12 protein-coding genes are annotated in these 13,013 nt (G+C 67.5%); 2 read left to right on the forward strand and 10 right to left on the reverse strand.

Features of this window, described 5'->3' with window-relative positions; all coding sequences use genetic code 11:
• Positions 1 to 122: 122 nt before the first annotated feature.
• Together VGI12_11065 and VGI12_11070 are read left to right on the forward strand one after the other, a co-directional pair.
• On the forward strand, positions 123 to 863 hold the full coding sequence (locus VGI12_11065) for a response regulator transcription factor (protein HEY2433202.1): 741 nt from the start codon (positions 123 to 125) through the stop codon (positions 861 to 863).
• Between the two features lie 28 nt (positions 864 to 891).
• The gene (locus VGI12_11070; protein HEY2433203.1) at positions 892 to 2,343 is read left to right on the forward strand and encodes a HAMP domain-containing sensor histidine kinase; all 1,452 of its coding nucleotides are present in this window, start codon (positions 892 to 894) and stop codon (positions 2,341 to 2,343) included.
• A gap of 17 nt (positions 2,344 to 2,360) precedes the next feature.
• On the opposite strand, the gene VGI12_11075 is transcribed toward VGI12_11070, so the two are convergent.
• From VGI12_11075 to VGI12_11120, 10 genes are all read right to left on the reverse strand, one after another.
• Complete coding sequence (locus VGI12_11075) at positions 2,361 to 2,759, reverse strand: hypothetical protein (GenBank protein ID HEY2433204.1); 399 nt, start codon at positions 2,757 to 2,759, stop codon at positions 2,361 to 2,363.
• A gap of 239 nt (positions 2,760 to 2,998) precedes the next feature.
• Complete coding sequence (locus tag VGI12_11080; protein ID HEY2433205.1) at positions 2,999 to 4,165, reverse strand: PEGA domain-containing protein; 1,167 nt, start codon at positions 4,163 to 4,165, stop codon at positions 2,999 to 3,001.
• 427 nt (positions 4,166 to 4,592) lie between these two features.
• A complete protein-coding gene (locus VGI12_11085) occupies positions 4,593 to 6,014 on the reverse strand; it encodes an NADH-quinone oxidoreductase subunit N (GenBank protein ID HEY2433206.1) in 1,422 nt (473 codons plus the stop codon).
• Positions 6,011 to 7,549: an NADH-quinone oxidoreductase subunit M gene (locus VGI12_11090; protein ID HEY2433207.1), complete on the reverse strand. Its 1,539-nt coding sequence runs from the start codon at positions 7,547 to 7,549 to the stop codon at positions 6,011 to 6,013. Before VGI12_11090 ends, VGI12_11085 begins: the two co-directional genes overlap by 4 nt.
• A complete protein-coding gene (gene nuoL, locus VGI12_11095) occupies positions 7,546 to 9,477 on the reverse strand; it encodes an NADH-quinone oxidoreductase subunit L (protein ID HEY2433208.1) in 1,932 nt (643 codons plus the stop codon). Before nuoL ends, VGI12_11090 begins: the two co-directional genes overlap by 4 nt.
• Positions 9,474 to 9,773 (reverse strand): NADH-quinone oxidoreductase subunit NuoK, encoded by a 300-nt coding sequence (gene nuoK / locus VGI12_11100; GenBank protein HEY2433209.1) that lies wholly within the window; start codon positions 9,771 to 9,773, stop codon positions 9,474 to 9,476. The genes nuoL and nuoK overlap by 4 nt, the downstream gene beginning before the upstream one ends.
• Before the next feature lie 3 nt (positions 9,774 to 9,776).
• Positions 9,777 to 10,271 (reverse strand): NADH-quinone oxidoreductase subunit J, encoded by a 495-nt coding sequence (locus tag VGI12_11105; protein ID HEY2433210.1) that lies wholly within the window; start codon positions 10,269 to 10,271, stop codon positions 9,777 to 9,779.
• On the reverse strand, positions 10,268 to 10,867 hold the full coding sequence (locus VGI12_11110; GenBank protein HEY2433211.1) for an NADH-quinone oxidoreductase subunit I: 600 nt from the start codon (positions 10,865 to 10,867) through the stop codon (positions 10,268 to 10,270). The genes VGI12_11105 and VGI12_11110 overlap by 4 nt, the downstream gene beginning before the upstream one ends.
• Complete coding sequence (nuoH, locus tag VGI12_11115; GenBank protein HEY2433212.1) at positions 10,860 to 11,861, reverse strand: NADH-quinone oxidoreductase subunit NuoH; 1,002 nt, start codon at positions 11,859 to 11,861, stop codon at positions 10,860 to 10,862. The genes VGI12_11110 and nuoH overlap by 8 nt, the downstream gene beginning before the upstream one ends.
• Positions 11,861 to 13,009 carry an NADH-quinone oxidoreductase subunit D gene (locus tag VGI12_11120; GenBank protein HEY2433213.1) on the reverse strand — a complete coding sequence of 383 codons (1,149 nt, stop codon included), beginning with the start codon at positions 13,007 to 13,009 and terminating at the stop codon, positions 11,861 to 11,863. Before VGI12_11120 ends, nuoH begins: the two co-directional genes overlap by 1 nt.
• Positions 13,010 to 13,013: the final 4 nt, after the last annotated feature.

The raw sequence follows: 13,013 nt of genomic DNA on the forward strand, positions 1-13,013 counted from the left end.
TTCTCGTCATGTACTGGGAGACGACTGAGATCGTGCCTGGGCAGTGGCCCCCGGATGAAAAAACCGTGACAGGCGGGAGAGCGGCAAACCGCCCGTCCGCCGCAGCCGTAGACTGAAGTGTGATGACCACTGCAGAGACCGTCACCGCTGACCGGCCGACCGCCCAGCTTCGCGTCCTCGTCGTCGAGGACGATCCGCACATCCGCGAGCTGGTGCTGCTCCACCTTGGTCTCGAAGGCCTCGCGACCTCCGCCTCCGGCGACGGGGCCGATGGGCTGCTGCAGGCGCGGACCCAGTCGTTCGACCTGATCATCCTCGACGTGATGCTGCCGGGTCTCGACGGCGTGACCGTCTGCCGCGCCATCCGGCGCGAACCGCATCTGAAGGACGTACCGATCCTGATGCTGACGGCGCGCCGCGAGGAGTCGGACAAGGTGAACGGCCTCGAGAGCGGCGCCGACGACTACCTCACCAAGCCGTTCGGCATTCGCGAGTTCGTGGCGCGCGTCCGTGCCCTGATGCGGCGCCGCCGGGTTACCGCCAATGCGTCGGCCCACCATAGCCCGGTCACCGCCGGCGCCCTCCACGTCGATCCGGCGCGGCGGCTGGCGCGCGTCGACACGCGGGAGGTCGAGCTGACGGCGCACGAGTTCGATCTGCTCTACGTGCTGGCCAGCAACCGGGGCATCGTGTTCAGCCGCGATGCGCTCGTGCAGCGCGTCTGGGGGGGCGACACCCACATCACGGAGCGCAGCGTCGACACGCTGATCAAGCGCCTGCGCAAGAAGATCGAAGGCGACCCGGCCGAACCGCGCTACATCCTGACCGTCTGGGGAACCGGCTACAAGTTCAGCGATGCCTAGCGCCGCGATGTCCCTCGGTTGACACGCCATGCCCAAGCGCCGCTGGTACCGGAGTCTCTATTCGAAAATCGCGATTGGCTACGTCGTGCTGCTGGCGACGCTGCTGCTCGTTCAGACGAGCCTCGCGGTGTGGATGTCTGGGCAGCTGTGGGGGCGCGCCAACCGCACCCCGGCGCAGGTTGCCGATGTCGTCGCACAGGATCTCGAGACGCAGCTCTCCGAATACCCCGGTCTCGACCTGGCTGCGCATCTGAAGGCCAAGTACGGCCGCGGCTACCCGCCCTTCGCCGTGGTCTTCGGCAGCCGCGAGGAGGTCTTCTCGAACCGTCCGAACGTGCTGCCGCCGCCGCTCGGCCGCGAAGCGCGCCGCCGGCTGTACCATCAGGGGGAACCCTTCGAGCACGAGCCGCCGCCCAACGGCCGCCGGTTCTACGCCGAGTATGCGGACGTCACCGTCGGCGGCCGGATCATCGGCGTGGTCGCGGTACCGCGAAACCCACCGGGGTTCGACATCAGCTTCCGCGAGATCGCACCGACGCTCGCGTGGATCGGCGTGGCGCTGCTCGGCTTCGGCGCGGCAATCATGGCCTTCGTCATCTTCCGTCCCACCCGGCGCCGTCTGCACTCGCTCGAGGAGGCGGCGCGGGCGCTCGGTGAAGGCCGTACCGACGTGCGAGCCGACGAGGCTGGCGGCGACGAGGTCAGCGCCCTCGCGGGAACCTTCAACACGATGGCGACCGATCTCAGCACTCGCGCGACCGCGCTGGCCGAGTCCGACCGCGTGCGCCGGCAGCTGCTGGCCGACGTCTCGCACGAGCTGATGACGCCGCTCGCCGGGATTCGCGGCTACATCGAGACGCTGGCGATGCCCGAGCTGACGCTGGACGAACCGACCAAGCGCCGTTACCTGGGCATCGTCGACGAGGAAACCCACAAGCTCGAGTCGATCATCGGCGACCTTCTCGACCTGGCGCGGCTCGAGGGGGGCGGCGACACGCTCGAGCGCGAGCCGGTGCTCATCGATGACCTGTTCCGCCGCGTCGCCGATCGCCATCAGCCGCAGTTGCGCGACCGCGGCGTCAGTCTGACGACGACCACCGAGGCCGGTACCCCGCTCGTCTTCGGCGACCCCGATCGCCTCGAGCAGGCCCTGCAGAACGTGGCGGCGAACGCCATCCGTCACACGCCGGCCGGCGGCACCGTGACGCTGCGCGCTCAGCCCGACGGCGACCGCGTCCAGTTGACGATCTCCGACACCGGGCCGGGCATCCCGCGAGATCACCTGACGCACGTGTTCGATCGCTTCTACAAGGTCGACGCGGCCCGCTCCGGCACCGGGGCGCCATCGGGCAGCGGCCTCGGCCTCTCCATCGTCCGCGCCATCGTCAATCGACACGGCGGCGAGGTGCACGCCTCGAACACGCCCGGCGGCGGCGCGGTGTTCACGTTCCTGCTCCCGGCGGTCAGCGTGAGTCGATGAGAATCCGTGTCGGCCGCTCAGAACGCGGAATCCGGCACGCCAACCGCCGTCGGATATCCAGGTGCCACTGCGGTTTCCCGATACAGTGATTCCGCTCGCCTGAGCGTTCGATCGTCATCCCTGATGGCGGCGACGATGGCAAGGGCGGTGGCGGCTTCGAACGTCGGGCCAAAGCGCGGGACCCGGCGTTCGAGCGCGAGCTGGAGGAGCCATGCGGCGATTCCGGCCGCGAACGCCGCCCCAGCGCCATGCGCCTGCAGGAGCGCCATCGCGGTCTGCGGCTCCAGCATCATCGCCGGCAGCGCCACCGCCGGCGGCAGCACGGTCCAGAGGACTGCGCCGGCACAGGCCAGCCCCAGGCCCGCGAGCGCACGCCTGGCCCCCCGCGCGCGCAGGCACGAACCGACAGCCGTCACGACCGGCGCGACAATCGCGCTTAGGCCGCGGTGCCTACACTCACCCACATGATGATTTCTCTGAGCATGAGCCACTCTCCGGACGCCGCAGGCAGGTGCGGCGCATTCAGAGAACTCAGACTGATTGGCTCGGCTGGAGGTTGTGTCGGGCCGATGGCGTTTCCATGAAAGGCGTACGCCGGAAGTCCGCAGCCCCGGCGAGAGCCGGAACTGCGGACCGCAAACTGCCAACTACTCGATCAGTATCCCTGCGGCAGCACGACGTTGATCGTCTGCGGCTCGCCCGCATGGATCTGAATCGTCGTCGAGTAAGGCCGATAGCCGTCTTTCCGAACTTCGATCTGGTGCGGCCCGGCCGCGAGCTGAACGACCAGACGGCTGCCGCCATCCGGGTTGTCCCACTTCTCGCCGTCGATCTGCACCACGGCGTCGCCCGGCTGAACGCGCAGGTTCAAGGTGCCGAAGCCGGCCGCGGGATTGCCGCCGGTGCGTCCCTCCGGCATCGGCGGCAGGCGTCCCGGCTCGCCGGCCTGGGGTGGATACGGATACATCCCGCCGTTCGGATTGCCGTTGGACTGCGGCGGATACCCGTGCTGACCGTTCGGATCGCCGTATCCCGGCTCGTTGGGCGGCGGACCGTACTCCTGCGGCGCGTTGTTCTGCGCGTTGGGGTTCGGCACTGGACGAGGATCCTGCGGCGCGCCTGGGGCGGCCGCCTGCAAGTCCCCCTTGTAGTGGTAGCTCTCACCCGGACGAAACAGCACCTGCTGACTCCAGGTCTGATAGCCCGGCAGGTACACGCTCAGCTCGTGCTGACCAACCGGGATGTCGAGGCGTTGGAACACCCCGTCGAAGTCGTTGATCGTGCCAACGTAGTAGCCGTCGACGAACACCTGCGCTTCCCGCGGCTTCATTTCGAGCCGGGCGGTCGACCAACCGCCATAGGCATACGCGGCATTGGGATAACCGCAGCACGGATAACCGCCGTAGGCGCCGTAGGCACCGTACCCGCCGTAGGCACCGTAGTAACCCGGATAGCCGTAGGCAAAGTTCCAGTAGTACGGGTAGTAGCCGAGTCCGTAATAGAAGGAGGCGTAGAACCCGTTAGAGAAGTACGGGCTGTAGTAGTAGGGGTGGTACCCCCCGTAGTAGCCGCGATAGCCGCCGCCGTAGTACGGATGATATCCACCACCGGGATAGCCGCCGCCATGGCCGTTCGACGGGCCACCGCCGCCGCCGCTCGGTCCACCGCCATGACCGCCGCTCGGGCCTGAGGGTTGACCGCCGCCGCCACCGCCGCCGTGCCCGCCGCCGTGCCCGCCCCCGCGTTGCGCAGCCGCGTTCGCAGGCGACAGCAGCAGCAGGGCCATGCTGCACGCGGAGACAAGAATGAGAAACCGTTTCACGAGGATCCCTCCGGAGTTAGGCGCCGCTAGCAGTATAAGCAACGGAGGTACCTTTCGGTGATCGCCGTTTTGCTGAGCGATCTTGTGGAGCGCGCGCGTCCTCAGGCGAGCACACTGTCGCCTGCAGGTGTCATCGCGAGGCCACCCTTTCTTCACAGGAGTGCCACGCCTATCGGCGGCCGGATGGAGTCAAATGGTTCAACGCGAACGGATTCGCAGCCCGGCTTCAACCGACGCGACTCCTCCCAACCCGCAAAACGTGGGAGTTCGGGCAGTGGATCCCGCCAGCGCTTGCACGAGTTGGCCGCGCGCGTGACGCGAACCATGCGCGAGGCCACACAGGGTCGGCGGCTCAGGCCGCCGGCCCTGTTTTTTTCCTGCCGGCTGTTGCGACTCAGGGCGCCCGCTTCAAAAGCCGGCTCAATCCTCAGAATAGCGGCGCCGCGGCGCGTAACGCCGCGCTCACCCACGGTTCCGGATACGCGCCCATGATCACGACGCCAATCGCGCAGAAGAGAATGGCGGCGAAGAGCGGCGCGGCGAGGGGAATCCGGTCCGGCTTCTCCGGCGCATCGATGTACATCCGGCTGGCCAGCACCAGGTAGTAGTAGAGCGCGACAATCGTCAGCACGGCGCCGAACAGCGCCAGGACGTACATGTGGCGGTCGATGGCGGCCTGGAAGATGAACAGCTTCGCCCAGAACCCGGCGACGAACGGAATGCCGCCCAGCGAGAGCAGGAACACGAGCATGCTCAGCGCCAGCACCGGCGACCGCTGCGCCAGGCCGCGATAGCTCGCCATCGCGTCGCTGCCTTCCCCCGTGCCCACCGCCTGGACGACGAGGAACGCGCCCATGTTGCCGAAGAGATACGCGACGAGATAGAAGAGCACCATGCCGGCGCCGTGCGCCGACATCGCGGCGACGCCGATCAGCATGTAGCCGATATGCGCGACGCCCGAGTAGGCCAGCAGCCGTTTCACGTTCTGCTGCGGGATCGCCATCAGGTTGCCGGCGACGATGGTGATCGCCGCCAGGGCGGTCAGGACCGGCACCCACACGAGCGCCGCGCCGCCCGCTCCCGCGAGGTACAGGCGGAACACGACGACGAATCCCGCCGCCTTCGGCGCCACCGAAAGCCAGGCGACAAACGGCGTCGACGCCGCTTCGTAGGTGTCGGGCACCCACATGTGGAACGGCACTGCGGCGATCTTGAACGCGATGCCGCCGAGCACCAGGACCAGTCCGACCTTGGCGAGCGGACTGCCTGACGCCAGCGCCTGCGGGATCGCGCTCAACATGGTCGTGCCGGCGGCGCCGTAGAGGAACGAGAAGCCGTAGAGCATCACCGCCGACGACACGCTGCCGACAAGAAAGAACTTGAGCGCCCCCTCCCCCGCCGTGGGCTGGCGCTTGTGGAAGCCGGTGAGGAAGTACAAAGGGATCGACATCAGCTCGAACGCGACGAACAGCAGGATCAGCTCGCGCGCTGCCGCCAGCACGAGCATGCCGAGGAGCGACGCCAGCAGCGCGACGTGATACTCGGCGCCGCGGCGGCTGAACCAGTCGCCCGGCAGCCCGAGTGCGGCGAGCACGCTGACGGCGGCCGACACGAGGAAAAGGCGCTGCGCGAAGAGCGCGAGCGGATCGAGCACGTAGACGCCGCCGAGGAGCGTCCCCCCCGGCTGCAGCATGAACGACCAGGCCGACAGGCCGATCAACCCGGCGAACGCCACCCAGCCGCAGCGGCGATCCGGCGTCGCAGGTCGGAACAGCCCCAGCAGCAGCACGGCGGCGAGCAGCGCCCCGAGCCCGAGCTCGAGACCAAGCGGGCCGGTGAGCGAGATCATCGCAGCACCCCGAGCCGGACGAGCAGCGGCACCGTGGCGGTGTCGATCGGCGCGACGAGCAGGTGCGGGACCACGCCGAAGAGGATCAGCATGCCGACCAGCAACACAAGGGCAACCCACTCTGTCCCCTGCGCGTCGGGCAGATGCTGGAAGTGCGGGTCGGTGCTCCTCGTCCCCCAGAAGATCGTGCGCACCACGCGCAGCACGTAGATCGACGTTAGGAAGGCGCCGATGACGCCCGGGAACAGCCACCACGGGTGCGCCGACGCGTATGCGCCGACGAACGTCAGGAACTCGGCTACGAACCCGGCCGTCGCCGGCAGTCCGAGCGACGAGAAGCCGCCGATCGCGAACGCGGTCGCGATGCCGGGCATCATCTGCCCGAAGCCGCCCATCGTGAAGATGGCGCGCGAGTGCGCCTTCTCGTAGACGAGCCCGACCAGCGCGAAGAAGAGCCCCGTCATGATGCCGTGCGCCACCATCTGGAAGACGGCGCCGTTGAGCCCCTGCTCCGTCAGGGTCGCGATGCCGAGCATCACGATCCCCATGTGCGACACGGATGAATAGGCGACGACATACTTCAGATCCGTCTGCGCCATCGCGCTGAGCGCACCGTAGACGATGTTGATGCAGGCGATCGCGCCGACCAGCCAGGCCCACTCGGACGCGCCGAGCGGCGTCAGGCCGAGCCCGAGGCGGACGACCCCGTAGGCGCCGAGCTTCATCAGCACGCCGGCGTGCAGCATCGACACCGCTGTCGGCGCCGAGGCGTGGCCGTCGGGCGACCATGTGTGCAGCGGCCAGATGCCGGCGAGGATGCCGAAGCCGACGTAGAACGCCAGGAACACCCACGACTGCAGCCGAGCCGAGAAGTGCACCTGCTGCAGGTCGACGAACGAGAAGCTCGTCGAGCCGCCGGCCGTGTAGAGCGCGAGGATGCCGACCAGGATGAACGCCGAACCGAGCAGCAGATAGAGCGTCAGCTTCATCGCCGCGTATTCCTTCGTGCCGACGCCGGTCCGTTTGAACGCCCAGCCGAAAATCCCCTGCGGCTTGACCTCGCCGCTCGATCCCCAGATGCCGATGAGGAGATACATCGGCAGCACCGCGATCTCGTAGAACAGGAAGAAGACGAAGAGATCGAAGGACACGAAGACGCCGAAGACGCCGGTCACCAGCAGGAGCAGCAAAGCGTAGAACTCCTGGCCACGCGTCTTCACCGTCCACGACGCGAAGACGCCGGCGAACAGGATGATCGAGGTCAGCAGCGTCAGCACCAGGCCCATGCCGTCGAGCGCCAGGTTGTAGGTGATGCCGAACGACGGCACGAGCGGGTGGTGCTCGGCGAACTGGAAGCCGGCGGCGGCGCGGTCGTAGGCGAAGCAGAGCCACACGCTCAGCAGGAGCGGGATCACCGCCCCCACGGTCGCGGTCAGCCGCACCAGCAGCGGCTTGTGGCGCGCCAACGCCATGATGACGAGCGCCGCGACGAACGGCGACCAGGTGATGACCGAGAGTACCGGGAATCCGCTCACCAGGTCACTCCGATCCACGCCATCAGCGCCAGCACCCCGAGCCCGACCGCCCACACGTAGTCCTGCACCTTGCCGGTCTGCAGGCGGCGCAGGCGGTCGCCGGCCTCGAGGGTCCATGCGCTGATCACGTTGAGCACGCCGTCGACGAGATAGCGGTCGAACCAGCCGACGGCGCGCGAGAAGACGAGCAGGACGTGCCTGTAGAGAGCGACGTAGATGTCGTCGAGCCAGAACTTGCGCAGCGCGGCCGTCCGGATCGGCGCGAACGCCGACGCCAGCGCGTCAGCGCTGATGGCGCGCCGCTGATAGGTGAGGAACGCGAGCACGATGCCCGAGACCGCCATGGCGATTGCCGCGGGCGACAGCCACCGCGGCGCCGTGAACTCGTGCCACGGCTCGCTGACGGTGAAGTAAAGCCCGATCGCCATCGCCAGCAGCGCCAGCACCCACAACGGCCCGGTCATGAGGAACGGTGCGTCATGGAGATGCGACGCGTATCCTCCCGCGCCGTGACCGTGGTGCGCGGTGTCGGTGGAGTCGCCGGGCTGTCCGATAGCCGATGGCCGATGACCGATGGCCGATGGGCCAAAGAACGCCACGAAGACGACCCTAAACATGTAGAACGCGGTCAGGAAGGCGGAGAAAAGGAGCATGAAGAACGGCACGTGGAAGCCGCCCACCCACACCGAGCCGAGGACTTCCTCTTTGGACGCGAAGCCCGCGAACAGGGGGATGCCGGCGAGCGACAGCGTGCCAATCAGGAAGACGATCGCCGTCTGCGGCATCTTCTTCGCCAGGCCGCCCATGTCGTTGATGTCGTTGCTGCCGACAGCGTGGATGACCGCGCCGGCGCCGAGGAACAGCAGCGCCTTGAACACGCCGTGCGTCAGCAGGTGGAGGAACCCGTTCATCGCGTAGCCCGCGCCGATCGCCGCCATCATGTAGCCGAGCTGCGAGACCGTCGAATACGCCAGCACACGCTTGATGTCGGTCTGCACGCAGGCGAGGACGGCGGCCAGCAGCGCCGTGAACGCGCCGTTCCAGCACACGATCGCCAACACGTCCGGCGTCAGCGCGAACAGCCACTGCGTCCGGATCAGCAGATACACGCCCGCCGTCACCATCGTCGCCGCGTGGATCAACGCCGACACCGGTGTCGGACCTTCCATCGCGTCGGGCAGCCACACGTGCAGCGGGAACTGTGCCGACTTCCCTGCCGCTCCCAGGTACACGCAGAACGTAATCAGCGACAGCCCGAACGGCAGGCCGGCGGCCGCGGCCGGAATCGTCTCCGCCATGCCCCGCAGCGTGACGAGATCGAACGTCCCGGTCATGCGCTGCAGCAGGACGATGCCGATGAGCAGGCCGACGTCGCCGAGCTTGGTCGTCCAGAACGCCTTCAGCGCGGCACGAGCCGCCTCCGGTTTCGTGTACCAGAATCCGATCAGCAGGCACGAACAGACGCCGACCAGCTCCCAGCAGATGAACAGCTGCAGCAGGTTCGGCGCGACCACGACGCCCATCATCGAGAAGGCGAAGAACGACTGCAGCGCGTAGTAGCGGCCGAGCGCGGGATTCGGCTCGTCGCTCAGGTAACAGGTCGAATAGATCTGCACCAGCGACGCCACCAGCGTCACCAGCAGCAGCATGGTCGTCGACGTGGAGTCGACGAGGACGCCGACGGTGGCGAGCGGTCCTGCCGCCGCCGGCAGCCACGACCAGACGGCGCGCAGCTCCGTGACGCCCGGCTGGTGCCACGCGAACCAGGCGGCAACCGCGCTGGCGAACGACGCGACCATGCAGAGGATCGAGAACCAGGCGGCGACGCGGCCGGCGCGCCGCAGCGGCGGCAGCACCCCGATGACAAGAAACGACGCGGCCGGCAGCAACAGCGCGAGGAGGACGAGCGTCACGGGATTGGCCGTCATCCCTTCAACCAGTCGACGTGATCCGCGGTGGCCGTCTTGCGCATGCGGAACAGAAGAATGACGATCGCCAGACCGAGCGCGACCTCGGCGACCGTGATGCAGATGGCGAACAGCGTGAACACCATGCCGGTGACGTCGGCGTGGAAGCGGCTGAAGGCGACGAAGTTGATGTTGACGCCGTTCAGCATCAGCTCGATGCCGAGCAGGATGCCGACGGTGTTGCGGCGCGTGACCGTGCCGAAGAGGCCGACGCAGAACACGATTGCGGCGAGCGTGAGATACGCCTGCAGCGGCATCGCCTACTCCTCTGGCCTCGCGAAATAGCTGGCGGCCAGCAGGCCGACGAGCAGCAGCACGGCAAGCAGTTCGAACGGCAGGACGAACCGGGTCAGCAGCGATGTCCCGAGCTGGCGGGTCAGGTCGGCTGGCGGGGGCGGCCACGGCAGGGACAGCGGCGCCTGGACGATCGCGCGCACCAGCAGCGCCAGCAAGCCGAGCGAGACGACCGCGCCGGCGGTGACGCGGCGGCTGGTCTGCGACAGACGCTCGCCGATCAGGCGCTCGGTCACCACGATCGCGAACACCACGACCGTGACGACGCCCCCGGCGTACAGGAGGATCTGGACCGCGGCGATGAACTCGGCGTTTAAAGTGATGAAAACCCCGGCCGTGGCGACGAGTGCCAGCGCCAGCCACAAGACGGCATGGAAGAGGTTCTTGCCCAGCACGACGGCCAGGGCGGCGGTGACCAGCGTCACGGCGAACGCCCAGAAGGCGACGACCTGCAGCGTCATGCGCCTGCCGCCCCCGTTTCGCTCTTGCCGGGTTCCGTCTTTCTGTCTTCTGTCGCTTTCTTGGGCGGCTGCTGCATCTCACGCAGCCTGTTGCCGGTCGCCCACGACGCCTCGTGCTGCAGGCCGATCACGTGCAGGCGGTCCTTGTCGAGCAGCATCTCGCGGCGGTCGGCGGTGGCGAGGTCGAACGACTTCATCATCACGATGGCGTCGGTCGGGCAGACCTGCACGCAGAGCTCGCAGAATTCGCACGCGTAGAGCTCGAGGATGAAAGTCTTGGCGAAGTTGCGCTTCTCCGCCTTCAGCATCTCGACTTTGATCACCGCCGGCGGACAGATGAACTCGCACAACCGGCAGCCGATGCAGTTTTCCTCGCCGGTCTCGGGGTCGTAGGTCAGCGCCAGCAGTCCGCGGAAGCGGTTCGGAAACGGCCGCGAGACGGTCGGATAGTGGACGGTGACGGGCTTCCTGAAGAAGTTGACGAGCGTGATCCGCATCGCCTGGCCGACCGCCTTGCCGATCGTCCAGGCCTCGGCGAATACAGTCTTTCTGGCGATCACCCGATCACCCGATCGCGAGATCACCCGATCACGCATGCGGCGTCCTCCACACGATCGTCGCGGCGGTGGCGAGCAGCAGCAGCAGCGACGCGGGGAGCATCAGCTTCCACGACACGCGCAGGATCTGATCGACGCGGATGCGGACGAAGCTCCAGCGGATCCAGGTGATCAACAGGAAGATGCCGAGGGCCTTGAGCAGGAACCACGCCGGGCCGAGCCAGATCGGCCCAGGGCCCGCCCACGCGCCCAGGAAGAGCAACGCGCCGAGAAACGACGTGCCGAGCACGTGCGCGTATTCGGCGAGCTGGATGATCGCGAACTTCATCCCCGAGTACTCGACGCGGAAGCCGGCCACCAGCTCCGATTCCGCCTCGAGGACGTCGAAGGGGACGCGGTTCTCGGCGGCGACCGCGGTGATGATGAAGAACACGAACGCGATCTGACCGATCACCGGATACGCGATGAACCAGAGATGCGACTGCGCCGCCGCGATCTCCGACAGCCGCAGCGAGCCGGCGAGCATCACCGGCACCAGCGCCGCCATGATGAACGGGAGGTCGTAGGAGATGATCTGGTTCACCGCCCGCATCACCGAGAGCAGCGCGTACTTGTTGTTCGACCCCCAACCGGCCATGAACAGGCCGACGATCTCCAGCGACGAAATCGCGAGAAAGAACAGGACGCCGGTGTCGAGGTCCGACACGCCGATACCCGGTGCAAACGGGATGGTCGCGAAGATCAGCAGGCACGGAATCAGGAAGACGACCGGCGCCAGGTTGAATACCGGACGGTCGGCCGTGTCCGGGATGACGTCTTCCTTGAGCAGCAGCTTGACGCCGTCGGCGATCGGCTGCAGCAGCCCGTGCGGGCCGACGCGGTGGGGGCCGATGCGCGACTGCATCCGCGCCGCGAACTTGCGCTCGAGCAACGTGACGTAGGCGAGGATGCCGGTCAGTGCGCCGAGAATGACGCCGCCCATGGCCAGCGCCTGCACCGCGCGCGGCAGTGCGTCGAAGGCCGCAAGCGGCATCAGCGATCCACCTCGCCGAACACCGGGTCGACGCTCCCCATGATCGCCACGACGTCGGCGACCCCGCAGCCGGGCAGGATGTGCGGCAGGACGGCCAGGTTGGAGAACGACGCGCCGCGCCACTTCATCCGGTACGGCTTGTTGCTGCCGTCCGACACCAGGAAGCAGCCGACCTCGCCGCGCGGCCCCTCGACCCGCGCGTACGCTTCCCCTTTCGGCACCTTGACCTGCGCCAGCGACTTGACGCCCGGGCGCGACGAGATCGGCCCCTCGGGCAGGCCGTCGAGTATCTGGCGAACGATGCGGATCGATTGCCGGAACTCGACCATCCGCACCCGGTAGCGCGCATGACAGTCGCCGGCGGCTTCCACCGGCACCTCGAACTGGAAGTCCTGGTAGGACGAATACGGCGCGTTGCGACGCAGATCCCAGTTGATCCCGGATCCGCGCAGCAGCGGCCCGCTGATGCCGAGGTCCAGCGCCAGCGCGCTCGAGATGACGCCGACCCCCTTGACGCGCATGTCGAAGAACGGATTGTCCTCGAGCATCGCCTGGTACTCGTCGAGACGGGCCGCGATCAGATCGATCGTCTCCCGGCACTTCGCCGTCCAGCCCTCGGGAATGTCATAGCGGACCCCGCCGACCTGGTGGAAGCCGTAGAGGAGGCGTGCGCCGACGAGCGCCTCGAACAGGTCGAGCACCAGCTCGCGCTCGCGGATGCAGTAGAGGAAGATCGTGGCGCCGCCGCCGAGCGCCCCTCCCATGTCCATGCACCACGTCCCGAGCCACAGGCAGTGCGAGGCGATCCGCTGCAGCTCGCCCATCATCACGCGCAGGTACTGCGCGCGCCTGGGAACCTCGAATTGTCCGATCTGTTCCGCGGCGCTGACATACGCCAACTCGCTGCACATCGCCGCGACGTAGTCGGTCTTCGACGCAATCGAAGGGTACTGCACGTAGGCGAGCGTTTCGGCGAGCTTCTCGTGGCAGCGGTGCAGATAGCCGATCACGGCGTCGACGCCGACCACCGTCTCCCCTTCGAGCGTCAGGATGGCGCGGAAGACGCCGTGCGCCGACGGGTGCTGCGGCCCCATGTTCATGGTCAGCCGCTCGCTGCCCTGGTAGTCGATGGCGCGGACGTCGCTCATACGC

This window comes from Vicinamibacterales bacterium (assembly GCA_036496585.1).
Taxonomy (GTDB): Bacteria; Acidobacteriota; Vicinamibacteria; order Vicinamibacterales; family 2-12-FULL-66-21; genus JAICSD01.

Coding starts and splice junctions, on each gene's coding strand:
- VGI12_11065 (HEY2433202.1), top strand. CDS start 123: ATGACCACTGCAGAGACCGTCACCGCTGACCGGCCGACCGCCCAGCTT.
- VGI12_11070 (HEY2433203.1), top strand. CDS start 892: ATGCCCAAGCGCCGCTGGTACCGGAGTCTCTATTCGAAAATCGCGATT.
- VGI12_11085 (HEY2433206.1), bottom strand. CDS start 6,014: ATGATCTCGCTCACCGGCCCGCTTGGTCTCGAGCTCGGGCTCGGGGCG.
- nuoL (HEY2433208.1), bottom strand. CDS start 9,477: ATGACGGCCAATCCCGTGACGCTCGTCCTCCTCGCGCTGTTGCTGCCG.
- nuoK (HEY2433209.1), bottom strand. CDS start 9,773: ATGCCGCTGCAGGCGTATCTCACGCTCGCCGCAATCGTGTTCTGCGTC.
- VGI12_11105 (HEY2433210.1), bottom strand. CDS start 10,271: ATGACGCTGCAGGTCGTCGCCTTCTGGGCGTTCGCCGTGACGCTGGTC.
- VGI12_11110 (HEY2433211.1), bottom strand. CDS start 10,867: ATGCGTGATCGGGTGATCTCGCGATCGGGTGATCGGGTGATCGCCAGA.
- nuoH (HEY2433212.1), bottom strand. CDS start 11,861: ATGCCGCTTGCGGCCTTCGACGCACTGCCGCGCGCGGTGCAGGCGCTG.
- VGI12_11120 (HEY2433213.1), bottom strand. CDS start 13,009: ATGAGCGACGTCCGCGCCATCGACTACCAGGGCAGCGAGCGGCTGACC.